This window comes from Azonexus sp. MM2026_4 (genome assembly GCF_055901855.1).
Window position 1 is genome coordinate 1,196,628 of sequence record NZ_CM148380.1, and the last position, 24,698, is coordinate 1,221,325.

The following is a 24,698-nucleotide window of genomic DNA, read 5'->3' on the forward strand; positions in this document are numbered from 1 at the left end:
CGACTCTGCAGCAAGATGAGTAGTGAACACCGTTGCAAGCCGTAATAGATCGCGGGGTGAATCACTCCGCGCACCGTGACCGTGTTGCGACGGTGGAGCGCAAGGCAATCAACAGCGCGGCCAGCACGAATCCACCGGCGACCGTGAAGGCAGCCGCAAGGCCGGAGGTGGCCGCCGGCGGAGCGAGCGAAGTGAAGTCGGAAGCCCCCGCCCCCAGGGCAAACACCGCGCCCATGAAGGACGCGCCGGTGATCAGCCCGAGGTTGCGCGACAGGTTCAGCAGGCCGGAAACGACCCCGCGCTGATCAGCGCCGACGCTGGTCATAACCGCCGTGTTGTTCGCCGCCTGGAACAGCGCATAGCCGGACGTGACAATGGCCAGCGCACCGACATACCCCGGCAGGCCCACGCTGGCCGACAGCACCGGCAGCGTGAAAGCGCCCAGCGCCATCGCCCCCAGACCGGCAATGGTCATCCGTTGTGCGCCCAAGTAGTCCACCAGCCGCCCGGCTGGCATACCCGAGAGGGCTGCCATCAGCGGGCCGGTCGACATCACCAGTCCCACTCGCGCGGCATCCAGAGCGAAGCTGCTGGCGAGGTAGAACGGCCCCACGACCAGCGTGGCCATGACCACCGCGGTAACCAGGGCACTCATCGCAAAGCCGGAAGCAAGCGTGCCCTGGCGGAACAGACCCGGCCTGACGAGCGGCGCCTGGGTCCGAGTTTCGACCCACAGGAACAACATGCCGCCGACGATGGCGGCGAGCAGAAGCGCACCATTGGCGACGCCGAAACGCCCCTTGCCGAGTGTCATCGCCAGCGCATAGGCCGCGAGCGTGATGGCCAGGACGACCACGCCAACCTTGTCGAACGGCGGGCGCTCGGCCCCGGCCGACCTGGCATCGGCCGGCAGAACACGCAGCGTCAGGAGGAGCGCAGCCACGCCGAGCGGGAGCTTGATCAGGAAGATCGCCTGCCAGCCGCCGACGGCGATGAGCACACCGCCCAGCGTCGGCCCCAGCGCCGTGCCCACCGCGGACATGGTGCCCAGCAGGCCCATGGCGCGGCCGGTGCGTTCCTTGGGAATGGCGTCGCCCACCAACGCCATGGAGAGCGCCATCATGATGGCCGCCCCCATGCCCTGGAGCGTGCGCGCTGCAATCAGCCACTTCAAGCCGGGCGCCGCGCCGCACAGCACGGAAGCCGCGGTGAACAACGCGAGACCGACGAGCAGCAGCCGGCGCCGGCCGATGACATCACCCAGGCGGCCGACAGCGATGATCGTGCTGGTGACAGCGAGCAGGTAAGCCAGCACTACCCACTGGACCGCCTGGAAAGATGCATCGAAGGAGCGCGCCAGCGTCGGCAGAGCCACGTTCGCGATGCTGGTACCCAGCGAGGACAGCAACATGGCGAGCGACAGGCTGGCGATCGCCCAGCGGGCGGCGATGTTTTCCGGTCCGTTTGCGCCAACCGAACGATCAAGCTTGCTCATGACAAGCTCCGGCCGCGCACAAGCCGATCCATGGCCCCCCGGAGGCCGCCGGCAGGAGCGACGATGCGCTCAACGGTGTGCGCCCTCTCGATGGGCAGTTCATGCTCGACAACAGACACCAGCCGCTCCGCCGCATGTAAGCCCGCGGAATTTCGCGGGCCACAAAAGTCATCGGTGAGGTCCGACGAAGCGTCAGCGATACTCTGGAAGATGCCGCCCGGCACGACGGCCTGCACCGCTTTCTGCAGGGTCGGTTGCCGTTCCGACAGCGGAATCTGCGGGTAAAGCAGCGCAAGCAGATCGAAACCACAGCGGACTCGGCTCGGTAGCTGCGCAGGGCCACGGCCTCGAAACACACTCCCCCGGCGACGCCGCGCACGGCCGCCAAGCTCGCCCCCTTCGGCAAGCCCAGCTCGGCAAAATTCACGGCGCAAACGACCCGGCCCTTCTCGGCGCGCCAGACGACATTGCACCTTTCGCCTGTGGCCAGATCGCCGGGCGCGGAGCCCCCGCCGACATCCTCTTGATTTGCCCAACCGGGCACGACTTTCGACTCCATTTTCGACTCCTCGAACTCGATATCTGGATGGTAGAAAGTCGGCCAACATTGCGGAAGACGCACCGTTTGCAGTTAATCAATGCATGAAACGCCATATGTTTGGAAGCCATGCTATGGTGCGCACATGTCAAGGCCCGATTTCAACCTGCTCCTCACGCTGGACGTGCTGCTGGCCGAAGGCAACGTGGCACGCGCGGCCGAGCGCCTGCGGCTCAGCCCCTCGGCAATGAGCCGCGCCCTGGCGCGCCTCCGGGAAACGACCGGCGATCCGCTGCTGGTCCGTGCGGGACGCGGGCTCGTGCCCACGCCGCGCGCGCTGGAGCTGCGGGAGAAGGTGAGCGAATTGGTGCATGATGCGGAAGCCGCGCTACGTCCGGCGAAGAAACCCGAACTGGCGACACTGGAACGCAGTTTCACCCTGCGCACCGGCGACGGCTTCGTCGAAAATTTCGGGCCGTCGCTGCTAACCCGCGTCGCCGAGGCGGCGCCGGGCATCCGCTTGAGCTTCCTGCCGAAGTACAACCGCGACAGCAGCGCGCTGCGCGAGGGCACGGTCAACCTGGAAACCGGTGTCCTCGGCAGCGGCATCGCCCCCGAGATTCGCGTGCAGGCGCTGTTCCGCGACCGTTTCATCGGTGTAGTACGCGCCGAACACCCGCTCTGCGGCGCGGAGATCAGCCCTTCATCATTCGCCGCAGGCCGCCATATCGGCCTTTCGCGACGCGGCGTGCCGCACGGCCCGGTCGACGAAGCACTGACCCTCCTAGGCCTGCGACGCAATGTCGTCACTACGGTGGGCGGATTCTCGACTGCCGTAGCGCTGGCGCGGACCTCGGATTTGATCGCCAGCGTCCCCGAACGCCACACAGGAAACCTGCGCGACGGCATGTACTCGTTTGTCCTGCCCTTCCCCGCTCCCGAAATTACCGTATCACTGTTCTGGCACCCGAGGCTTCACGGGGACCCGGTACATCGCTGGCTTCGGGAAATGATCTTGGATGTCTGCGATCGCCCTCGGTAACCCTGGCAGAACATAGGCGAAACCCGTTCGCCGGCACGTCGGACGGCGGCTCACGAAGCGCTGCGACGTTCTGTTTGTGGCCTGCATCGGTAGTACGAGAGAACGCTCGCCATCGCCGTTCTCTATCCCGGGATCTGCAGCACGGCGATGCATTCTGCCCGCAGCCGTGCCGCTGCGGCTGAATCAATCCAGGGACGGACGAGTGCGATAGTGTTCTTCGGCCATTCCGGCGGCGACTTCCCACAGCGCGGGCGCCCCGCCTTCGATCGGCGGCCGGCAGCGCGCCGTGATCTGTTCGAGCGTCACCTCGCACTCCACCCAGGTACCGCCATCGGTCGCCGCGTTGTGCAGCATCGGCTGGAAACGGTCCAGGGCCTTGGCGAATCTGGCGTCGTCGCTTTCTGCCGCCTCGAACTCCCGCCACAGTGCGTGGAACTCGGCGGCCTGTGCCGCCGGCAGCAGGCCGAAGATGCGTTCGGCGGCAAGGCGTTCGCGCTCGGCCTGCCCGGCATGCGTCGCCGGTACGTGGAAAGGCACATCGCCGGCATCGATCTCGACGATGTCGTGGATCAGCAGCATCTTGACGACGCGCAGCACGTTGACGGACCCGGCGGCGTGTTCGGCGAGCACCAGCGCATACAGGGCGAGATGCCACGAATGCTCGGCGCTGTTTTCACGGCGCGAGCGGTCGATCAGCGGCGACAGGCGAACGATGCTCTTGAGCCGGTCGATTTCCTTGAGGAAGCCCAGTTGCCGTTGCAGATTGGAGGTTGTCACGTTACAGCAAGCTCTCTATCGATACGGAAGAGTCAGCCGGCAAACCCGGCCTACTTTCTCCACTTCGCCCATGGGTCGGCATTGTCGCGCCCCGGCGCGCCCGGATGATTCGACGCCCGCTGTTTCGGGGCGTTACGGTGGCCTGCATCCCGGTCGTGCTCAGCGGCTTTCCTGGCGCGTTTTTCCCGCAATCTCTCGGCATCCTCCAAGCTCAATTCGGCGGGCTGGCCCGGCTTTTGATCCTGCGGAACGATGCGATCCCGCGGTGGCAACTCGAACTGCTCGGCAGACGCTCGCGGCAGATTCTTGAATTGATAGAGATAGAACGCTTCGACTTTCTCCCGCGCCCAATCTGTCTTCTTGAGAAATTTCACGCTGGAATCAATGCTTGGATTGCTATTGAAGCAGTTGATATTCAAATAGGCGTACAGAATCTCGAAGCCGTAATGATCGACAATTTCTGTCAGCAGTTGCTTCAGGCTGACGCCATGCAGCGGGTTGTTTTTGTAATCGATATCGGTATTCATGGATCAGGATTGCAGAGGAAGGCGTTTTACGAGAAGTTTCTGCCGTCAGCGCTGCCGTGTAAAGTCGCCTGTCTGACGCGGAGAACGGCTCAAGCCGGTAGTGGTTGAAAAAAGGGACGAAAACGACGAACATGCCGCCCCCTCGTTATACTCGAATTTCCTCCCCGCCATGGCCTTCAAGAACAGCACGTTTCAATTCCAGATGGTCGATGTGTCAATGGTCGATCCCGACCCCAAACATGTCCGCCAAAACATCAACGAGGAGACACTCAGAGGCCTGACGAATGCGGTCCAGAAGCTGGGCATCATCCATCCCATCATCGTCCGCCCAGGCCCCAACAACCGCTTTCTGGTCATAGCCGGCGAGCGGCGGCGCCAAGCGGCGATTCAAGCGGGCGAAACCCAGATACCGGTCATCGTTCGCACGTGTACCGACGAGGAAGCGCTGGAGGTGCGGGTTTTCGAAAACATCGGCTTAGGCGTTCGCTCGGCACTCGAACCGCGTGACATGGCCACGGCCATCGAGGCGATTGCGCAGCGATTCGCGTCGCCGGAAGAGGCCGCCCAGTACTTTGGACGCGCTCCGACCTGGCTGGCGCAAGCAACGGCAGCCGCCAAGCTGTCGGAAAAAGTCACCGCCCTGCTCGACGCGGGGAAGATAGCCAGCACCGGTGCAGCGGTGCAACTCGAAAAGCTGGCCAGGAAGAACGAAGCCAGGGCGGAATCGCTGATCGAGCAGATCGAGCAATTGCCGGACGGCGAGAAGATGTCGAAGAAGGACCTGGATGAAGTCCTTTCCGAAGCCTCCGCAAAGCCCGAACCGACCGCGGCGACGGCATCCCTCGCTTCGCCGGCGGCGGAAGCCAGCCACCCCGACCCAGTGCTCCCCTCACCCCCGCAGGAGACTCCTCCCTGGGAAGCTCTTCCGGAAGAAGTCCCGCCATCGCCCGCCCCTCGCACCAAGGTCAATCCCGGCAAGGTGAAGCTGGTGGCGGAACTCCTCGGCTTGAGCGAGGACGATGAAGAAACGCTTCTGGCACGGCTGATCGATGAGTTCCTGTCCCTGAGGCATCCGTAAAGCGGGAGACGCCCGCATCCTTCACCCCGGCACAGAAGAAGCTGATTGTATTCTTCGAATTCTTCGCGCGCCCCGCCCGACGCCGGGCGGGTTCCGCTTGCCAGGAAGCGGACACAGTTGCTCCGGCACGACGTCACCGAACCGACAACCCTGACGCGTCTTCTAGGTGGGGGGAAGGGAGTACAGGCACGGAGCTCTTCTGAACCCCGTCCCTAGGCCATTTTGTTCCACTGTTTTGTACCACGTTGTCTCCGAAAGGCTTGCGCCGCAATGGAATCAACATGATAGAACAAAATGGCGGAGAGGGCGTCCGTATAACTGTGACAATATCGAACTTCATGAGACAACAGAAACCCGGTAATTTATGGCCATGAATCAGTGAATTAGCGCCATTCAGGCCAAAAATCGAGGTCTGTTAGTCTCACGTTGTATCTATCAATCTCGCTGCCGAATGGTTACACTGATGGTGACACAAGAACCGGAGTAACCATCATGTCACTGACCGTTAAGCAGGTTGAATCCCTCATTCGCAAGGCCGCCCCCGGTGCCACCGCCGATGCCGATGGGCTATACCTGAAGATCACCCCGGCCGGCAGTGCGTCTTGGCAATACCGCTATCAGATTGGGGGCGGAAAGCGCCGCATGATGGGCTTGGGGGCGTGCTCTGTGGTCACACTTGCGCAGGCCCGCGAGAAGGCCACCGAGGCCCGGAAACTGGTCAAACAGGGCATCGACCCGCTGTCTGTCAAGGAGGCCGAAGCGCCGGCCCGCGTAACCACATTCGCCGATGCCGCGACGGCTTACGTCGACGGGCGTGCCGACGGCTGGAGCAACCCCAAGCACGTTGAGCAGTGGCGCAGCACCCTGACGACCTACTGCGCCAAGTTCGCCACCCTGCCGGTAGGCGATGTGACCATCGACCACGCCGAAGCCGCCCTGCGTCCGGTCTGGCTGGAGAAGTCCGAGACAGCCACCCGCGTGTTGACCCGCATCGTCGCCGTGCTGGCCTTCGCCCACGATAAGGGATGGCGCAAGGACGACGACGCGGATAGCTGGGCACCCCGCCTGCGTCGCCGCCTGCCGATGCTGCCGAAGAAGGCTATCCGCGTCCGGCACCACCCGGCCCTGCCTTACACGCAGATTGCCGAGTTCATGAAGGCGCTACGCCTGAGTGATGCCACGGGCAGCCGGGCGCTGGAACTCGCCGTATTGTGCGCATCGCGGTCGGGGGAAGTCCGGGAGGCGCGCTGGCAGGAAATCGACTTCGAGGCCAGCACGTGGGCGATTCCCGGCGAGCGCATGAAGGCTCGTATCGAACACCGCATCCCGCTATCACGGCAGGCACTGGCGCTGCTGGCCCGGATGAAGCCGGCAGACGCGGAGCCGGCCGCCTACGTGTTCCCGGGCATGAGGCCCGGCAAGCCCCTATCCGACATGACCTTAACGGCCTTCATCCGTCGCCAGAATGAGAAGGCGACGGTGTGGGCAGATGATCGAGGCGACGCAATCACACAGCACGGTTTCCGGTCAACGTTTCGTGATTGGTGCTCAGAGATGACGCCCTACCCGCGAGACGTGGCCGAAATGGCACTGGCCCACACCATCGGCGACAAGGTGGAAGCCGCATATCGTCGGGGCGATCTGTTCGAGAAACGCCGGGCGATGATGCAGGACTGGGCGGACTACTGCGACGGGCTGGCGACCTGAGTTTATGGCTATATACACACGGCATGGTTGCGTAGAACATGCGACTTCATGCGACAACATGGGTTTGTCGCAGACCTTTGGAGACATCGCCATGCAGCCACCGAAACAGACCACGATTGTCGTTAATCCAGACCCAGAGACACGGGGGAAGGGAATCAAGCACGTCATAAAACCCGATCCAGCGCCTCAGGTTATTCACGTGAAGCACATCGTCCACCTCACCTCTGAGAGTCAGGTCACCTACATCGTTCACACTATAAATCCGGGGCCTGAATTTCAACCCCGAGAAGTAACGGTGCTTAGCGACCCCGACCCACGGGACACTCATTACTCCCAAATCATAGAACCCGACCCGGCACCGCGAAGCACGCAAATGGCGTATCCGGCTGATTCCTGCTCGGTGGCTAAGGTGTTCCATTTCGAATACAACGTCACCCCAGATACGAAACCTCGCACCCTTCATATCTCTCACCGGATCACTTCCAAGGCCGAACCGCCCGTATTGCCTGCCTGAACCGAGCACGCCGCCCCCTAGTCCGGCCAGACGAACGCGGGAAACCTTCACCCGCTGGGGGCGGCTCCAAATTGAAGGAGCGCAACGAAGGAGCGCACGAAGATGACCACGCATCAAGTAGGTCGAAGCCATGCCCGGCGACAGGTTGAGGAAATCGACGCGGACGGAATGACCGTCTGGCTCGAACGAATCAACGCTGACGACTACCTTACCGCCGGCACGCTGACCCGATACAAAGACCGGGCAATTGCCGTTCTGAAAGCCCACCGCGTCCCCGTGGATGACCTGCTGGCACAAGCGCCGGGCGGTTCAATGGTGCGCGATTACGTTCTGAACCTCCTGCCGATCAACCGCGTGAAAACCCCCACCGAGGGAAAACTGCGTAAGCAGTACCTGGAGCCGACCGACCCTTTGCAACTGGAACCGGCCGCCCGACTGCTGGAGATGGCCCTGCACCTTGAGGCATACGGGAAGTCTGCCGATCCGGGATTGGCCTACCGATTCGGGCGACTGGCCCTGCTGTTCGACGTATTGGGCGAAGTAAGCGTGGAGAAAAGCAACCGCCGAAAAGACAAACCCGGCAACGCTGACGACCACGACCCGATCAGAAATACCCGGATACGGGCCTTCCACGCCCGACTAGTCAAAGCGGGCCACTATGACGCGGTCAAACAGACCGCACGGGAATTCCATCCCCTTACGACGAGAACAGTCAGCCGGATTGTGAACCCCAAATAACGGCAGGTAGGACACAACCCGGTTGTGTCTTAGTTGCCCGCTCAAATGCCTTCCAACGCGACAACGCGGTGTTGTCGCAAAACCTTGGAGGCATCATGCAAACACAATCACTTCGCCCGAAACAGGCCGCACAACATCTTGGTGTAGCCCGCTGCACTCTCTGGCGCTGGGCTAAAGAGCGCCACGACTTCCCGAAACCCCGCCGCCTATCGACGCGCTGCATCGTTTTTGATGCCGCCGAACTGACCGCATGGCGCGATGCGCAGATGGGGGCAGCGCGATGAGCGACCACCGAAACGAGAGCGCCCCAGCCGGGCAGGGCGGGGGCGCGGAGGTGTTACTTCGAGACGCAGTACCCGCCGAAAATTGTACCACCGCTGCCGAGGCAGGCAACCACAATGTGACCGCCGCGCCCTTCGCGCCGATGATGGCCTATCACCAGTGGGTTTCTGTCAGCCTGACGCCTGACCCGGCCCGCCCCGGCAAAACGATCAAGCGCCCAATCAACCCGAGAACCGGGGCGCCTGCCTCTGTGGCCGACCCGGCAACATGGGGAACCTATGCCGAGGCCGCTGCACGCGGGGGCGCGGTCGGATTCGTCCTGACCAACAACGGCCCGTTTTGGTGTCTCGACATTGACGGATGCCTGCAAGACGACGGCCAGTGGTCGCCGCTCGCCCTGACGCTGGTGCAACGGCTGGCCGGCTGTGCGGTCGAAGTATCGGCCAGCGGTAAGGGTTTGCACATTTGGGGTTCTGGCCCGCTGCCTGAGCATGGATGCCGCAACGCATCGCTGGGAATTGAGCTTTACCACAAGGACCGCTTCATCTGCCTAGGCATGAACGCCCTTGGCAGCGCCGGACATACGCCGCCGGCGGACGTGTGGCAGTGGCTGGTGCCGACCTACTTCCCGCCGCGTGCTGGCTCTGGCACGGATAACGATGCCGAGTGGACGGACGGCCCGCGTCGTGACTGGAACGGCCCAAAGGACGACGACGAACTGCTGCGCCTGGCGATGCGGTCGCAAAGCACCAAGGCCGCGCTGTTCCCCAATACGACGGCGACTTTCGCTGACCTGTGGAACAAAAACGTGGCCGTTCTGGCAGCGGCTTATCCGGCAGACGCCAACGGTTCAGGGGAGTACAACGCCAGCAGCGCCGACGCTGGGCAGGCTCAGATGATGGCTTTCTGGACAGGGTGTGACATGGCCCGGATGGAACGCCTGATGCTGCGGGGTGCCCTGCACCGCCAGAAGTGGGACGACCGCCCGGAATACCTGCGCCAGACGATCCGAAACGCCGTCCTGCTTCAGCGGGATGTGCTGGGGAGCAAGGGCGGAAGGCCTGCCCAGACCACCACCCCTACCGACTGGCCCGCCCCCCTGCCGCTGACGGCGAAAATCGACCGGAAGCCCTACCCGCTGGACGCCTTGCCGGCCCGAATCTGCGAAGCTGTGACCGAGGTGCAGGCATTCGTGCGGGCACCGGTGGCGCTTGTTGCTGGTTCGGCGCTGGGCGCTGTGTCCCTTGCCGGGCAAGCGCACGTCAACGTACGACGCGACGACAAGCTGGACGGCCCCACCGGCCTGTTCCTGCTGACCATCGCTGACAGCGGCGAACGGAAATCGACCTGTGACGGCTTCTTTACCCGAGCAATCCGCGACTTCGAGGCCGAGCAGGCCGAACTCGCCAAGCCGGCCAAGCAAAAGTACACGGCAGACCTTGATGCATGGGAAGCCAAGCGGGCGGGCGTCCGGGAGAGCATCAAGCAAGCGGCGAAGGGCGGCAAGCCCGCCGTGGCGACAGAGCTTGACCTGTTCTTTTTGGAGCAGAACAAGCCGAAACCCCCGAGTGTTCCACGGCTGATCTACGCTGACGTGACGCCGGAAGCCTTGGGCTATGGGCTGGCGACTAATTGGCCGTCCGGCAGTGTGGTGTCTGCTGAGGCCGGCATCGTGTTCGGCGGTCATTCCATGAACCGCGACAGCGTTATGCGGAACCTTGCGACGCTTAACACGCTGTGGGACGGCAACAGCCTGACCATTGACCGCCGAACGTCCGACAGCTTCACCGTGCGCGGTGCGCGGCTAACGGTGGCCCTACAGGTGCAGGAGCAGACCTTGCGCGAGTTCTACGACCGGGCGGGCGCTCTGGCGCGTGGCAGCGGCTTTATGGCCCGCTTCCTGATTGCATGGCCGGAATCGACACAGGGGAGCCGGAGCTACACAGCGGCCCCGGCAGCATGGCCCGCGCTGTCTGCCTTCAATCGACGGATTGCCGACCTGCTGAACCAGCCGGCCCCAATCGACGAGGCGGGCGGCCTGAAGCCCACCGTGCTGACCTTAACACCTGAAGCCCGCCGTGCGTGGATCGAGTTCTATAACGGCATCGAATCAAGCCTTGCCGCTGGCGGCGAGCTTCACGACGTGCGCGACGTGGCAAGCAAGACCGCCGACAACGCGGCCCGGCTGGCTGGCCTGTTCCATGTGTTCGAGCACGGAACCGGGGGAGCTATCGGGCTGGAAACCTTCAAGGGCGCAAGCCGGCTTGCCGAGTGGCACCTGCATGAAGCCCGCCGATTCTTTGGGGAGCTTGCCCTACCGCCGGAACAGGCCGATGCGGCCCGGCTGGATGGCTGGCTGATCGAGCAGCGAACGCCGGAAGTCAACAAGCGGTATGCACAGCAACGCGGCCCGGTGCGTGACGGTGGAAGGATTGACGCTGCAATCCGGGAGCTTGCCGAACTCGACCGCGTTCAACTGGTGAGGGACGGCAAGCGCCATATGATCAAAATTAACCCCGCACTGGTGGGGGTGAAATCATGAGCCGGGCGAAGCGTAGCAACAGTAGCAAGTGTAGCCGTAGCAAAACCCGTCAAAGGAGGGCCATGTGTACGCGCGGAATTCTTTTGAAAGTCCAATTTCTAAACATAAATATGTTCACAGGGTATGCAGTACCCCCCTGTGAACATAGTACTGGCGACTTTGCTACGGCTACAGTTGCTACACCTGCTACGGTTGAGGCGATTTATAAATTTACCGGCGGGAGGCCATAAATTATGACCACCGCCCATAATTTACAGCCGGTTGCCGGAAATTACAGCCAGCCCGACACGGTTGCCGGGGGCGGCGACGTGCTCAAGCTGGCCGATGCTGCCGTCGCCCTCGACCTGCCGGAATCGACCGTCCGCTACTGGATCGACCGCCGGGGCTGCCCGGTGGCCCGCAAGGGCGGCCGGGGGCGAGGCCGCGCAACGCTGGTCGACGTCGCTGCCGTCCGCGCCTGGAGGGCGGGCCGCGATCAACCCGCAACAACGACGGCGGCGACCGAGCACGACCTGGCGCTGGCCTACGCCCGACGGCTGCCCGATCTGCTGGCCGATGCGATGTACAACGCCTGGCGCGAGACCGACGGCCCGGCCAAACGCCAGCTTGCCGCATCGGTCGCCGTCGCTTGGTATCAGGCGACCAGTCAAGAACTCGACCGCCTGCGCGACCGGCACCCGGACATCCCGCATGTGACCACCGTGCCTGACGCTATCAATAAATTGAAGTTGATAGTCTGATTCAATCAGTGTCGGTATGCTGGTCACACCTTAACCTGACGGAGTAATGACAAATGGATGCACTTGAACAAGCTATGGCCCTGCGTGCCGCTGGCGCCTTGCAAGCCCTGACCGGCGATCTGCCCACCAAGCGCAAGGCCGCCGCCGGCTTTCTCGAAGTCGCACATGCAATGCTTAACGAACCTGACGCACAACGTCAGCGATCTGCAGTTGAGTCGCTGGCCGGTAGCCGGAACGAACTGGTCGCCAAGGCCGCAACCGTCGCGCACAATTACGCCGAAGAACTGAACGGTGCCGACGGCCCGCTGCGCGCAATGGCTGACGCTTGGATTGCCAGCATCCCCGAGCAGAGCGCACTGGACGCAATCGCCCGTTACGGCGTAACGCTGCCGCCGGGCACCCGCCGGGTGACGCTGGCCGCCGGCGATGTTGCCGACCAGACCGCCGAAGGCTTCCCGATTGCGGTACGCCGGCCCGGTTTGAATCTCGGCGACGTTGTGCCGATCAAATCAACCGCGATGTTCGTTTTGACCAAAGAATTCGCGATGACGGGCGCCGACGCTGTTCTGGCGTTGATCGACCGCGAGATGGGCGCGTCAACCGTCCGCTCGGTGAATCGCGGTGTGGCTGCGCATTTCACCGACAGCAACGCGATCACCGTCCCGGCTTCCGGCGATCCGCTGATAGACCTTCGCGCCGGCATGCAAGCCGCTGGCCCGAGCATGGGATATGTGGCTATCGCTGCGGCAGGTGTTGTCGCCGATCTGGCTTGCCGCGCTGAGGCCGGCCCGAACTTCGGAATTCGAGGCGGCGAGTTCAAGCCGGGCGTCTGGGTTTGTGCGATCGACGACGACAGCCAGCCGCTGCTGATCATCCCGGCCAGCCGCTGCGCTGTGTACGACGCCGGCTTGGAGGTTCGCCCGGCCGGTCACGCTTCGGTGCAGATGAGCGATTCCCCGACCAGCCCCGCCGAAATGGTTTCCCTGTTTCAGACCGGCTCCGTGGGCTTGTTGGCTGAACGTTCGTGGCATATCGGCGGCGATGCGGTGGCCGTTATCGTGGAGGGTTCGTAATGGTCACGCTTGAAAAATACACCGACGATCCCGACGCGGCCGCCGAGATGATCCGCGCTCAGGTTTCTGAAGACCTAGGCCAGCGGGGCATCCCGCTCAACGCGCACGCCAAGCTGGTCGATATGCTGGTTCGATTCGAAATCGTCAATATGGAAATATCCCGCTTGCATCATCGCGTCCTTGACCTGGAGGCCGGCCATGCGACCGAATGACCGCACCGAGCGCGACGCTCTGAACGGTGCCGGCCTTCGGGTTCGCATGGTCGGGCAGCAGTTGAAGTCCGAAGGCGTGGACCCCAATGCGCCCGTCACCCGCGATGTTTTTCTGGCGAGCCTCGACCTGATCAAGGATGAACTCGCCAAGATCAACGAGCGTATCGGCACGCTGGAAAAGCGTATCGACGCGACGGCGGGCGCGATGCGGTACAGCGGCGAGTGGGTGCCGGGGTTCGCGTACGACCCCGGCAACGTGGTCGAGTTCGAGGCGGCAGTGTTTGTCTGTGTTCAGCCCCGCGAACTCGACCAGCCGCCCTCCCGCTTCACGGGCTGGGCAAAACTTCCGATGGAGGCCTGACGCCATGACCCTGACCGATGCCGAACGTATCGAACTACTCGAAGCCTGCCGCGCTGCCATACGGCAAGCGGTCGCGGCAGCAATGGCCGAATTGAAAGGAACAACGCCATGAACTTTTACAGAACCGAACTGCTTTACGCCGCGCTGGCTGAAGAACTTGCCGACCGCTTCGCTGCCACACTTGCCGCCGATTATGGCACCGAGGTTGCGATGCTCGCCGCACGCAACCCCGACAACCTGGACGCCTTCGCCGAAGTTGCACGAAAAGTTGTCGGCATGGTGCCTGAGTCCAGTATCGACCGGATGTTTGACGCCAACGTCGACGCAATCGACTTTATTCTCGAAGCGCAATACGCGATTGCCTGCCCCGAGCGTGCTGCCGCCCAGCTTGTCGCCCGCAGTTTGATCCGCCGGAAGGAGGCCCGCCAGTGATGCCCCGCCAGCATGATGTCGGGCACGCGCTGCACTTGGCGCAGCAGGCCCGCGTGTTCGTCCAGAAGCCGCAACGCCCCGGCCTGCCCTTCAGCGTCCATGAGCGCCGAGGCCAGCCGCCATGCTTCCAGACGCTGCACGTCGTTGAGCTTGTCCGCTTCCTTCGAGAGCGATTGATCGAGAAGTGACCCGACCGCCAGAACCCTTGTGCCACAAGGCACGGGGGGCGGTACGTACATTTCCTATGAATAAAATACTGGAAGCCGCTCGGCCTCCCACGTATTTATTATGTTCCCCCTGAGCCTTTTTGCTAACCAGACCCCGATATGCCGCTGACATTCAAGAAACGCAAGTTCGCAGAAGGCCTGATGGCCGGCTTACCCGCCCGCGAGGCCGCGCTGGCCGCCGGCTATCGAGATGGCAGGGGCCTGAAGGTGACGGCCAGCAGGCTGACGCGTGATAAGCATGTGCAGGCCCACGTCAACCGGCTGGATCGGTTCGCGCACCTGCCGCCCCGACCGACGACCGACGACCCGTTGGAATTCATGCAAGCCCTGATGAGCGACCCCCGCGAGCCTTCCCGCCTTCGGTTCGAGGCCGCCGCCGCCCTGCTGCCGTATCAACACCCGCGTCTGCCGCCGAAGCGCCCGGCCCGCTGAACCCCAGCGTGACCACCTGCTGAGGACGTTCTGGTCCTCGACCCTGACCACCCAGAAGCCCGGCCAGCGTGTCGGGCTTTTTGTTGTCTGGCTGCTGACGATCCACCCGGTAACACAAATGGTGACACGACAGAAACGAAAAAGCCGCAAACCCTTGCAGGATGCGGCTTTACGCTATTTGACTGGCGGAGAGGGCGGGATTCGAACCCGCGGTAGGCTATTAACCTACACACGCTTTCCAGGCGTGCGACTTAAACCGCTCATCCACCTCTCCGGAAGCCGCGCATTGTAGCAGAAGCGCGGCGCTGGTCAAACCGATTTGCCGAAAATTCCGGGATTACCCTACCCAGCGCCGGGCGTTGCGGAACATCCGCATCCACGGGCTGTCCTCTCCCCAGTTTTCCGGATGCCAGGACATCTGCACGGTACGGAAAACGCGCTCCGGGTGCGGCATCATGATCGTGAACCGGCCGTCGGCGGTGGTCACCGCAGTCAGGCCGCCCGGCGAACCGTTCGGGTTGTACGGGTAGACCTCGGTCGGTTCGCCCTTGTTGTCGACGTAGCGCACGGCGGACAGGCACTTGCCCTGGTCGTCCGCCTTGTCGAAAACGGCGCGGCCTTCGCCGTGCGAAACGACGATAGGGATCTGCGAGCCTTCCATGCCGGCGAAGAAGATCGACGGCGAATCGAGCACCTCGGTCATCACGAAGCGTGCCTCGAACTGCTCGACCTGGTTGCGGCGGAAGGCAGGCCAGTGTTCGGCACCGGGGATGATGGACTTGAGCGCGCTCATCATCTGGCAGCCGTTGCAGACGCCCAGTGCGAAGGTGTCCTTGCGGTTGAAGAAGGCGGCGAATTCGTCGCGGCAACCGTCGTGCATCAGGATGGTCTTGGCCCAGCCCTGGCCGGCGCCGAGCACGTCGCCGTAGGAAAAGCCGCCGCAGGCAACGAGGCCCTTGAAGTCCTTGAGGCTGACGCGACCGGCGAGGATGTCGCTCATATGCACGTCGACCGACTGGAAGCCGGCACGGTCGAAGGCGGCAGCCATTTCGTAATGGCTGTTGACGCCCTGCTCGCGCAGGATGGCGACGCGCGGGCGGCCGCTGATGTCCAGATAGACCTTGGTGAAATCTTCCTGCGGATCGAAGGTGACCTTCGGCGTCAGGCCGGGGTCAGCGACGTCGAGGATGCGATCAAATTCCTGCTGCGCGCAGTCCGGGTTGTCGCGCATCGCCTGCATGCGGAAACTGGTTTCCGACCAGGCACGCTGCAGGTCAACACGCTTCTCGCGCAGCACGCGCTTGGCGTTGCGGGTGACGCGGATTTCGTCCCACTCGTTCATCGTGCCGACGAAGTGGTAAGGCACGCCACAGGCACGCAGGATCGGCGTGACCGCAGCACGATCGGCACGGCGGATCTGGATCAGCGCGCCGAGTTCCTCGTTGAACAGGGCGCGGACGATGTTCTCGAAATCGCGGCCGGCCATCAGGTCCGGGCGCTTCTCGGCGCCATCGACGTCGAGCGCGGCGCCGTCGAAACACAGGCCGTCGAGGTCGAGCGACACGCCGCGGCGGCTGGCGAAGGCCATTTCGCAGGCAGCGACGAACAGGCCGCCGTCGGAACGGTCGTGGTAGGCAAGCAGCAGGCCGTCGCGGTTGAGCTTCTGCACGGCGTCGAACAGGCCCTTGAGCTTGGCCGGTTCATCGACATCCGGCGCATCGTCGCCAGTGGCGTTGTAGACCTGCGCCAGCGCCGAGCCGCCGAGACGGTTCTTGCCAAGGTCGAGCAGCAGCAGTTCGGTTTCGCCCTGTTCGCTGGCGAGCAGCGGGGTTTTCGTCTTGCGCACGTCGTCGACCGCAGCGAACGAGGTAACGATCAAGGAGAGCGGGGAAACCACCTGCTTCTTGTCGCCGCCCTCTTCCCAGGCAGTGCGCATCGACAGCGAATCCTTGCCGACCGGGATCGACACGCCGATCTGCTTGCACAGCTCGGCAATGCCTTCGACCGTGGCGTACAGGCGGGCGTCCTCGCCCGGCACGCCGCACGGCGCCATCCAGTTGGCGGACAGCTTGACCTTGTCCAGGCTGCCGACGTCTGCCGCGGCCAGGTTGGTCAGCGCCTCGCCGATGGCCATGCGGCCGGAAGCCGGCGCGTCGAGCACGGCAAGCGGCGTGCGCTCGCCCATGGCGAAGGCTTCGCCGAGATAGCCTTGATAACCCATCGTCGTCACGGCGACATCGGCCACCGGCACCTGCCACGGGCCGACCATCTGGTCGCGCGCGGTCATGCCGCCGACCGAGCGGTCGCCAATGGAGATCAGGAAAGTCTTGTCGGCGATGGTCGGCAGACGCATCAGGCGATAGGCGGCGTCCTTCAGTTCGACCGAAACGGCGTCGAAGGGCACGAACGTGGACGGCTGGGTCGTCACGTCACGCGTCATGCGCGGCGGCTTGCCGAGCAGCGCTTCCATTTCCATGTCGACCGGATTGACGCCGAAGTGGGCGTCGGTGACGGTCAGGTGGCCGTCGCCGGTGGCTTCGCCGACCACGGCAAACGGGCAGCGCTCGCGCTCGCACATGGCCTGGAATTCGCCGATGCGGTTCGGCGGAATGGCCAGCACGTAACGTTCCTGCGATTCGTTGGACCAGATTTCGGCCGGCGACATGCCCGGCTCCAGGGTCGGCACCTTGCGCAGGTCGAACTTGGCGCCGACGCCGCCCGAATGGGCGAGTTCCGGCAGGGCGTTGGACACGCCGCCGGCACCGACGTCATGCACGGAGAGAATCGGGTTGCCGTCGCCCGGGGTTTGCCCGTCGCCTTTCGGGCTTCCCAGTTGCCAGCAGCGGTCGATGACTTCCTGGGCGCGGCGCTGGATTTCCGGGTTGCCGCGCTGGACGGAGGCGAAGTCGAGGTCTTCGGCATTGACGCCGGCGGTCATCGACGAGGCGGCACCGCCACCGAGGCCGATCAGCATGCCGGGGCCGCCCAGTTGCACGAACAGCGTGCCGACCGGGAAGGTTTCCTCCTTGAACGACTGCTCTGCCTGGATGGAACCGAGGCCGCCGGCGATCATGATCGGCTTGTGGTAGCCGCGCACGGTGCCAGCGACGTCCTGCTCGTAGGTGCGGAAGTAGCCGGTCAGGTTCGGACGGCCGAATTCGTTATTGAAGGCGGCGGCGCCGATCGGGCCTTCGAGCATGATGTCGAGGGCGGAGGCGATGCGCGACGGGCGGCCGTAGGCCTTTTCCCAGGGCTGCGGCGCATCCGGCAGGTTCAGGTTGGAGACCGAGAAACCACAGAGGCCGGCCTTCGGCTTGGAACCCTTGCCGGTGGCGCCTTCGTCGCGGATTTCGCCGCCGGAGCCGGTGGAGGCACCGGGGAACGGGGAAATCGCGGTCGGGTGGTTGTGCGTCTCGACCTTGGTCAGGATGTGCGTCAGCTCTTCCTTGTACGAATAGCCGCGGTCGGCATCCGGGTAGAAACGCTGGATGGTCGCGCCTTCGATGATCGAGGCGTTGTCGGCGTAGGCCATGACCGTGCCTTGCGGGTTGGCCTGGTGCGTTTCGCGGATCATGCCGAACAGCGTCTTGTCCTTCTTCTGCCCGTCGATCACCCACGAGGCGTTGAAGATCTTGTGGCGGCAGTGTTCGGAGTTGGCTTGCGCGAACATCATCAGTTCGACGTCGGTCGGGTTGCGGCCGGCCTTGCTGAAGATGTCGAGCAGATAGTCGACTTCGTCGTCGGAGAGCGCCAGGCCCAGCGTGCCGTTGGCTTCGACCAGCGCGGCCTTGCCGCCGGCCAGCACGTTGACGGTCGCCAGCGGCTTCGGCTCGAAATGGCGGAACAGTTCGCCGGCGGCGTCGAAGCCGGGCAGCACCGATTCCGTCATGCGGTCGTGCAGCAGGCCGGAAACGATCTTCTTCTCGTCGGCAGTCAGGGCGCGGTTCTTCTTCAAAACCACGTGGAAGGCGACGACGCGCTCGATGCGCTCGATCGCCGGTTCCAGATCGCAGTTGAAGGCGATGTCGGTAGCTTTCGAAGACCACGGCGAAATGGTGCCGATGCGCGGCGCCACCAGGAACAGCTCGCCTTTCTCTTCGCCGGCGGGGACTTCTTCCAGCAGCTTCGCCAGCTTGGCGCGCTCGTCGGCGGACAGCGCGCGCTTTTGTGCAATCACATGCCAGTAGTCGGCGGAAACCGCCTCGATGTCACTCACCGCCGTATTCAGGCGGGCGAGCAGGCGTTGCAGACGGAAGGCGGAAAAGGCGGCGTCGCCCTTGAGGCAAAGAATGTCGGCCATGAGGAGAATTCGGCGGTGGCGGAAAGGCGGGCATTATACCCGACGCCGTCGCCGCCCCGCGCCGCCGCTTGCCATCGGCCGCCCGCCGGACTCACCAGTTGCTGCCGGCGCCGCCACCCCCGGAACTGCCGCCGCCCCAACTGCTGCCGCCGGACGACGAGGACGACGACAAAGCGCTGCCCGCCGCCGCCGCACTCTCCCGCACCAGCTTGGGGATGCGATAGGAAGTCGTCTTGCGCTTGCCGCAGAACTTGCAGACATGGACCGTCTCGCCCCGCCCCTGGCTTTCGTAGCTCGCCTTCTCCAGCACGGTGTCGGATTCGAGCGTGTAGGCCAGGCATTTGCACGACGGACATTTCTCGTACTTCGACTCGGTCCCCGGATAGGCCCAGGTCGCCGTCGCCCCGCAGGCCGGGCACAGCCAGACGTCGTGGTCGGCCGACTGCAGCGTCTCCTCCATCTGCTGGGCGCGCGAGAGAAATTCGTCCTCCGCCGCCTCGTCGAGCTTCTGCATCGCCGCCCGGCATTTCGGACAGGCACGCGGATGATTGCGGTAATGCGTCCGGCGCTGCCGCTGAAAGAGATAGTGGAACAGGAAAGGCAGCGGAAAGAGGACGGCCATCCAGCCCCAGAAGGCTTGCTCGCGGGAAACCAGGCTGCCGGCGGCGAAAAACTCGCCACGGGCCGCCAGCTGGCGCAGCGCCACCTGCTGCCGCCAGGCCTGGAACGCCGCCAGCAACGCGAAATACCCGTACAGCGCGGCGCCGCAGACGAGCAGCGGCGAGGCCAGCGGCAACAGGTTGCAGACGACGATGATCAGCGCCGGGCCGAGCGCGAAGCCGCCCAGCCAGGCTTGCCGCGACCAGCGCAGGGCGGCGGGCGGGCTGTCCTGCGCTGCGCCGTCGCCGGAAAAGTAGCCGTTGGCCGACTTGAAACCGAAAGCCAGCACCAGGGCGACGCCGCCCAATGCCGAGGCGGCGACGCGGAACACCTCCCAGGGCGTCGCTTCGGCCGGTTGCGGGAGCGCCGCCAGGGCCTGGACCTGCGCCGGATCGGCCAGGATGCGCTCGACCTCGACGATACCGGCGAGCAGACCGCCGCCGAAATCGCCGCGCTGGAAGGCGGGCACCATGAATTCGCGCTGGATGCGCTTGCAGACCACGTCCGGCAACACGCCTTCGAGTCCGTAACCGGTATGCAGGCGGATCGCCCGCAGGTCGCGCACGAGCAGCACGAGCAGCCCGTCTTCACGCCCGGCGTGGCCGATGCCCCAGGTCTCGAACAATTGCTGGGCAAAATCGAAAACCTCGGCGCTGCCGATCGAATCGAGCGCCACCACCGCCACCTGCGCCCCGCTGCGTTGTTCCACTTGCCGCAACAGGGCATCGATTCGCGCCAGGTTTTCGGCGCCAATGATCTGGTCGGGATCGGCAACGTGGCTGCCGTTGACCAGCCGCGGATTGGGCACGGTCTGCGGCGTGTAGGACGCGGCCCAGCCGGGCAGCGCGATCAACCAGAACAGGAAGAGCAGAACGCGCATCGCAAGACACCGGGAAAACCGCTGACGCGGACATGGCGGCGCGCCCGCCCCGGTAGCTGGAAAGCGCCCGCGCGAACGGAACGGCAGGGCGAAGAAGACAGCGGCCAAGCTCACGCCAGCGCCAGAAGGGTGAAAAAACGCGCCGGCGGGCATCGCCGGCAAACGTTCAATCCTTGTATTTTTCGGTCTTCCGGCACAGCACGGAAACCGTGCCGTCGTTGTTGCGCTGGCTGTCCCGGTATTCGAGACCGACCGCTTCCAGCTTCTCGGCGAAGAACAGGCTCATCGCCTTCGCCCGCAAGGTGACCATCGCGTAATGTTCCGATTCGTCCTGCACCTGATATTCCATTGCCATCCCCAAGATAGGTATATGTCGAATGGCATATTCTAACCGCAGACATCGGGATACTGACTACTTGCGGATCGGCGCGTTGCGCCCGGACATGCTGTCGCTCATCCGGTAAGCGGCGTCGATGAACAGACCTTCCGGGTTCTTGCGGCAATGCTGCTCGATGTTGCGCTCGACGGTGCCGGCCGAGACGTCGGTAACCTGCTGCTTCTGGTTGGCGTAGTTGTGGCCGCTGAGGAAACCGCGTGCCCAGGCGACCTGCGCGGCGCGCCGGTCGGGATCGTCGGCCGCCTGCTTCCAGGCACGGCAGGAATTGTCGTCGAAAGCAAGAATCTTCAGATCGGCCGCCAGCGCCGGCACTGCCCCCATGGCGGCGAGCACCAGCAGCCCGGCCGCAAGCTTGTTACCCATCGCATTCTCCAGGATCGGGATAGTCACCAGGCAGAGCATAGACCAGCTTGCCGATGCCGGGAAATCCGCCTGCGAACACGACGGCCGGCGGCGCTGGAGAAATCGACAATTGCAGTAAACAAATATCACATATCGTAATTGTGGAAAATTTAATCAAGAAAGTAAAAATAAGTAAAATCCCCAATAGACAAAAACAAGCACTTGAACTTAGCAACGGAGAACACATGAGTATCGCCATTCGCATCGTATTGCTGATCGCCCTGTCCATTACCGGCCTGATCGGCCTCGGTGGATTCAGCCTGTACCAGATGTCTAGCATCAACGGCGGCATCCGGCACACCAACGAGGTTCTGCTGCCCAGCATCCTCAAACTCGAAGAAGCGCAGGTGGCCTTCCTGCGCGCGCGTCCCTACCTGCTCAATGTCCTGCTCGAAGTCGACCCGGCCCGCCGGGAAAACTCGGTGCAGAAATTCAACGCGCTGATTGGCGAGATGAATACCGCCTTCGCCGATTACGAAAAGCTGGCCTCGACCGACCGCGACCGCGAACTGCTGGCGCGTGACGTGAAGACTGCCGAGGCCTATGCAATCTTCGCCCGCAACTACATGAACGCCGCACTGCAGGGCAAGCGCGAGGAAGCGGCGGAGATTTCCCGCAACGCGGCGGAAACCGTCAACGGCCTGTCGAACGCGCTCACCGAGCACGCCAGGTACAGCCAGGAACTGGCCAGCGCCAACGCCAAGGAGGCCTACGACATCCACGCCGCGGCGCTGCGCAACCTGATCGTCGCCATCGTCGGCATCAGCCTGCTGGTTGCCGGCATCGGCTACCTGATCTATCGCCACGTTGCCGGCGGCCTCGGCCGCTTGGTGGCGGTCTTCGACCAGATCGAGAAGGAACGCGATTTCACCCGCCAGCTCGACGTCGATGGCAAGGACGAACTGGCCCGGGTCGGCCATGCGTTCAACGCTTTGCTCGGCAAGCTGCGCGACAGCTTCCGCCAGATTTCGAGCCAGGCCGACAGCGTCAACGGTGCCGCCCAGCGGGTATCGGCCGCCGCTCGCCAGATGTCCTCGGCCTCCCAGTACCAGAGCGAGGCCGCTTCCGGCATGGCCGCCGCGGTCGAGGAAATGACGGTCAGCGTCAACCACGTTGCCGACCGCGCCGAAGACACCCGCCAGCTCGCCAGCAACGCCGGCAAGTTTGCCCGCGAAGGCGAAGGCATCATCGACCAGACGGTGGCCTCGATCAACGGCATCGCCAGCACGGTGCAAGGTGCCTCCGTGCAGCTTACCGATCTTGAGCGGCAGAGCAGCAAGATCAGCAACATCGTCTCGGTGATCAAGGAAATTGCCGACCAGACCAACCTGCTCGCGCTCAACGCGGCGATCGAGGCGGCGCGTGCCGGCGAACAGGGACGCGGCTTTGCCGTGGTTGCCGACGAAGTGCGCAAGCTGGCCGAACGTACCGGCCAATCCACCCAGGAAATCGCCGCGACGATCGAACAGATGGTCTCCGGCGCCCAGGCCGCGGTGGCCAGCATCCACAGCGTCGAGGGCGCCGTGGCGACCGGCGTCAGCTACGCCCAGCAGGCGAACGGTGCCATGCAGAAGATCGGCGACGGTTCGCAAGAAACGATCGGCATGATCAGCGACATCACCAGCGCGATCCGCGAACAGGGTCAGGCGAGCACCGACATCGCCCAGCAGGTCGAAAAGATTGCCCAGATGACCGAGGAAAACAGCGCCGCCGCGCACTCGACGGCGAGCACTTCCGACGAGATGCTGCAACTGGCCGACCAGATGCGCCAGATCGTCGCCCAGTACAAGGTCTGAACGATTCTCCCGCGCCAGACCGGGCCGGCCCTGCGCCGGCCTTTTTTCATGGGCAAGCGCCGGCAGGCCGAGCACCGGGCGCTGACCGGATCGGGGTCCGAAGACGAACATGAGGTCGACACCGCCGCCACGGCAAAAATGCTTGAGATTGGCGTCACCCTGCCAATCTTCGCCGCCGACCACCTGACCGCCAGCCCGATCGCGGCGAGTGTTTTTATCCATCGCACTCGCCAGGGGCTCAGGAAAGCAACACCCCGCGCGCGAGCGCTGCAATCGGGCAAAGAAGCAACGCCGGCGGCGCCCACCTGCGCCATAATGAAACGAACGATTCGCTCCCAAGCGCAGCGATTCAAGCCGGGCAATCCCGTAGAGAGGAGATGCGAAGGCCATGGCAAATTATGAAATGCGCAAGTTCGTCGTCCCCGAATTCATCTTCGGCGCCGGCGCCCGCCATCGGGTCGGCGACTATGCCCGGCACTTCAGTGCGCGTCGGGTACTGATCGTCAGCGACCCCGGCGTGATCGCCGCCGGCTGGCTGAAGGAGGTACAGGACGACCTGGAAAAGGCCGGCATTCCCTGGGTGGTCTTCCAGGCGCTGACGCCCAACCCCAAGGATCATGAAGTCATGGCCGGCGCCCTCGTCTATGGCCGGGAACATTGCGACGTCATCGTCGCCGTCGGCGGTGGCAGCGTCATCGATTGCGCCAAGGGAATCGGCATCGTCCATTCGAACCTGTGCAACGTCACCGCCTTCGAAGGCGTCAACCGGGTGAACATCCCCGGCCCGCCGCTGATCTGCATTCCGACCACGGCCGGTGCCGCTGCCGACGTCTCGCAGTTCTGCATCATCGTCAACACGCCGGGCCGCTACAAGATGGCCATCATCAGCAAGAGCATGGTGCCCGACGTTTCGCTGGTCGATCCCGAGACCACGCTGACCATGGACCCCTACCTGACCGCCTGCACCGGTCTGGACGCCCTGACCCATGCCATCGAGGCCTATGTATCGACGGCCAGTTCGCCGATTGTCGACCTGCACGCGCTGGCCGCCATCAAGCTCCTCTGGCACAACATCGAAACCGCCGTCAGCCAGCCAACGCTGATGCTGGCGCGGGAAAACATGGTGCTGGGCAGCCTGCAGGCCGGCATCGCCTTTTCCAATGCCAGCCTCGGCGCCGTACATGCCCTCGCCCATCCGCTCGGTGGTTATCTCGATCTGCCGCACGGCGAATGCAACGCGCTGCTGCTGGAACACGTGATCCGTTTCAATGCGGCAGCGGCGCCGGAACGCTACCGGCAGATCGCCGACGCGATGGACATCGACTCCCGTGGCCTGAGCCCGCGCGAGGTGGTCGGCCGCATCACCGACGCCATCCTCGCCAGGCGTACCCGGCTGGGCGTTCTCGGCAGTCTCGGGGGGCGCGGCGTGCGCGCTGCCGACATTCCCGAACTGGCCAGCCATGCCGTCAGGGACGCCTGCCTGGTGACCAACCCGCGGCGGGCGACGGTCGACGACATCAAGGCGATTTATGGCGAAGCTCTCTGA

The 24,698-nt window shown here is 63.9% G+C and carries 23 protein-coding genes and 1 tRNA gene; 16 read left to right on the top strand and 8 right to left on the bottom strand.

The window, feature by feature from the left end:
• Positions 1 to 61: 61 nt before the first annotated feature.
• On the bottom strand, positions 62 to 1,495 hold the full coding sequence (locus AC0KWY_RS05550; RefSeq protein WP_474028646.1) for an MFS transporter: 1,434 nt from the start codon (positions 1,493 to 1,495) through the stop codon (positions 62 to 64).
• 683 nt (positions 1,496 to 2,178) lie between these two features.
• On the opposite strand from AC0KWY_RS05550, the gene AC0KWY_RS05555 reads away from it, so the two are divergent.
• The gene (locus tag AC0KWY_RS05555) at positions 2,179 to 3,075 is read left to right on the top strand and encodes a LysR family transcriptional regulator (RefSeq protein WP_474028647.1); all 897 of its coding nucleotides are present in this window, start codon (positions 2,179 to 2,181) and stop codon (positions 3,073 to 3,075) included.
• Between the two features lie 183 nt (positions 3,076 to 3,258).
• Here AC0KWY_RS05555 and AC0KWY_RS05560 read toward each other — a convergent pair whose 3' ends face one another.
• Complete coding sequence (locus AC0KWY_RS05560; protein WP_474028648.1) at positions 3,259 to 3,852, bottom strand: HD domain-containing protein; 594 nt, start codon at positions 3,850 to 3,852, stop codon at positions 3,259 to 3,261.
• Between the two features lie 50 nt (positions 3,853 to 3,902).
• Positions 3,903 to 4,379, bottom strand: coding sequence for a VF530 family protein (locus AC0KWY_RS05565; protein WP_474028649.1), 477 nt, complete (start codon positions 4,377 to 4,379; stop codon positions 3,903 to 3,905).
• A gap of 169 nt (positions 4,380 to 4,548) precedes the next feature.
• On the opposite strand from AC0KWY_RS05565, the gene AC0KWY_RS05570 reads away from it, so the two are divergent.
• The 12 genes from AC0KWY_RS05570 to AC0KWY_RS05625 all read left to right on the top strand — a co-directional run bounded on the left by AC0KWY_RS05570 (position 4,549) and on the right by AC0KWY_RS05625 (position 14,717).
• On the top strand, positions 4,549 to 5,457 hold the full coding sequence (locus AC0KWY_RS05570) for a ParB/RepB/Spo0J family partition protein (RefSeq protein WP_474028650.1): 909 nt from the start codon (positions 4,549 to 4,551) through the stop codon (positions 5,455 to 5,457).
• 492 nt (positions 5,458 to 5,949) lie between these two features.
• Positions 5,950 to 7,164: a tyrosine-type recombinase/integrase gene (locus AC0KWY_RS05575; protein WP_474028651.1), complete on the top strand. Its 1,215-nt coding sequence runs from the start codon at positions 5,950 to 5,952 to the stop codon at positions 7,162 to 7,164.
• A 616-nt stretch (positions 7,165 to 7,780) separates the two neighbouring features.
• Entirely contained in the window at positions 7,781 to 8,416 is a 636-nt protein-coding gene (locus tag AC0KWY_RS05580; protein WP_474028652.1) for a hypothetical protein, read from the top strand.
• 95 nt (positions 8,417 to 8,511) lie between these two features.
• On the top strand, positions 8,512 to 8,700 hold the full coding sequence (locus tag AC0KWY_RS05585; RefSeq protein WP_474028653.1) for a helix-turn-helix transcriptional regulator: 189 nt from the start codon (positions 8,512 to 8,514) through the stop codon (positions 8,698 to 8,700).
• Between the two features lie 116 nt (positions 8,701 to 8,816).
• A complete protein-coding gene (locus AC0KWY_RS05590) occupies positions 8,817 to 11,240 on the top strand; it encodes a phage NrS-1 polymerase family protein (protein WP_474028654.1) in 2,424 nt (807 codons plus the stop codon).
• 233 nt (positions 11,241 to 11,473) lie between these two features.
• Positions 11,474 to 11,980, top strand: coding sequence for a hypothetical protein (locus AC0KWY_RS05595; protein ID WP_474028655.1), 507 nt, complete (start codon positions 11,474 to 11,476; stop codon positions 11,978 to 11,980).
• 53 nt (positions 11,981 to 12,033) lie between these two features.
• On the top strand, positions 12,034 to 13,053 hold the full coding sequence (locus AC0KWY_RS05600) for a hypothetical protein (RefSeq protein WP_474028656.1): 1,020 nt from the start codon (positions 12,034 to 12,036) through the stop codon (positions 13,051 to 13,053).
• On the top strand, positions 13,053 to 13,265 hold the full coding sequence (locus AC0KWY_RS05605) for a hypothetical protein (protein ID WP_474028657.1): 213 nt from the start codon (positions 13,053 to 13,055) through the stop codon (positions 13,263 to 13,265). The genes AC0KWY_RS05600 and AC0KWY_RS05605 overlap by 1 nt, the downstream gene beginning before the upstream one ends.
• A complete protein-coding gene (locus tag AC0KWY_RS05610) occupies positions 13,252 to 13,626 on the top strand; it encodes a hypothetical protein (protein WP_474028658.1) in 375 nt (124 codons plus the stop codon). Before AC0KWY_RS05605 ends, AC0KWY_RS05610 begins: the two co-directional genes overlap by 14 nt.
• Before the next feature lie 108 nt (positions 13,627 to 13,734).
• Positions 13,735 to 14,058, top strand: coding sequence for a hypothetical protein (locus tag AC0KWY_RS05615; RefSeq protein ID WP_474028659.1), 324 nt, complete (start codon positions 13,735 to 13,737; stop codon positions 14,056 to 14,058).
• Entirely contained in the window at positions 14,058 to 14,246 is a 189-nt protein-coding gene (locus AC0KWY_RS05620) for a hypothetical protein (protein ID WP_474028660.1), read from the top strand. Before AC0KWY_RS05615 ends, AC0KWY_RS05620 begins: the two co-directional genes overlap by 1 nt.
• 138 nt (positions 14,247 to 14,384) lie before the next feature.
• A complete protein-coding gene (locus AC0KWY_RS05625) occupies positions 14,385 to 14,717 on the top strand; it encodes a terminase small subunit (RefSeq protein ID WP_474028661.1) in 333 nt (110 codons plus the stop codon).
• A 183-nt stretch (positions 14,718 to 14,900) separates the two neighbouring features.
• Here AC0KWY_RS05625 and AC0KWY_RS05630 read toward each other — a convergent pair.
• From AC0KWY_RS05630 to AC0KWY_RS05650, 5 genes are all read right to left on the bottom strand, one after another.
• Positions 14,901 to 14,991, bottom strand: a tRNA-Ser gene (locus AC0KWY_RS05630).
• A 63-nt stretch (positions 14,992 to 15,054) separates the two neighbouring features.
• Positions 15,055 to 19,017: a phosphoribosylformylglycinamidine synthase gene (gene purL / locus AC0KWY_RS05635; protein ID WP_474028662.1), complete on the bottom strand. Its 3,963-nt coding sequence runs from the start codon at positions 19,015 to 19,017 to the stop codon at positions 15,055 to 15,057.
• Positions 19,018 to 19,108: 91 nt separating this feature from the next.
• Positions 19,109 to 20,557 carry a TPM domain-containing protein gene (locus AC0KWY_RS05640; protein WP_474028663.1) on the bottom strand — a complete coding sequence of 483 codons (1,449 nt, stop codon included), beginning with the start codon at positions 20,555 to 20,557 and terminating at the stop codon, positions 19,109 to 19,111.
• A 166-nt stretch (positions 20,558 to 20,723) separates the two neighbouring features.
• Positions 20,724 to 20,906, bottom strand: coding sequence for a hypothetical protein (locus tag AC0KWY_RS05645; protein ID WP_416692276.1), 183 nt, complete (start codon positions 20,904 to 20,906; stop codon positions 20,724 to 20,726).
• 63 nt (positions 20,907 to 20,969) lie between these two features.
• Complete coding sequence (locus tag AC0KWY_RS05650; RefSeq protein WP_474028664.1) at positions 20,970 to 21,317, bottom strand: hypothetical protein; 348 nt, start codon at positions 21,315 to 21,317, stop codon at positions 20,970 to 20,972.
• A 224-nt stretch (positions 21,318 to 21,541) separates the two neighbouring features.
• Here AC0KWY_RS05650 and AC0KWY_RS05655 point away from each other — a divergent pair, with 224 nt between their 5' ends.
• The 3 genes from AC0KWY_RS05655 to ercA are packed head-to-tail and all read left to right on the top strand — an operon-like array spanning position 21,542 to position 24,698.
• Positions 21,542 to 23,152: a methyl-accepting chemotaxis protein gene (locus tag AC0KWY_RS05655; RefSeq protein ID WP_474028665.1), complete on the top strand. Its 1,611-nt coding sequence runs from the start codon at positions 21,542 to 21,544 to the stop codon at positions 23,150 to 23,152.
• A 48-nt stretch (positions 23,153 to 23,200) separates the two neighbouring features.
• The gene (locus tag AC0KWY_RS05660; protein ID WP_474028666.1) at positions 23,201 to 23,554 is read left to right on the top strand and encodes a hypothetical protein; all 354 of its coding nucleotides are present in this window, start codon (positions 23,201 to 23,203) and stop codon (positions 23,552 to 23,554) included.
• Positions 23,541 to 24,698 (top strand): alcohol dehydrogenase-like regulatory protein ErcA, encoded by a 1,158-nt coding sequence (gene ercA / locus AC0KWY_RS05665; RefSeq protein ID WP_474028667.1) that lies wholly within the window; start codon positions 23,541 to 23,543, stop codon positions 24,696 to 24,698. Before AC0KWY_RS05660 ends, ercA begins: the two co-directional genes overlap by 14 nt.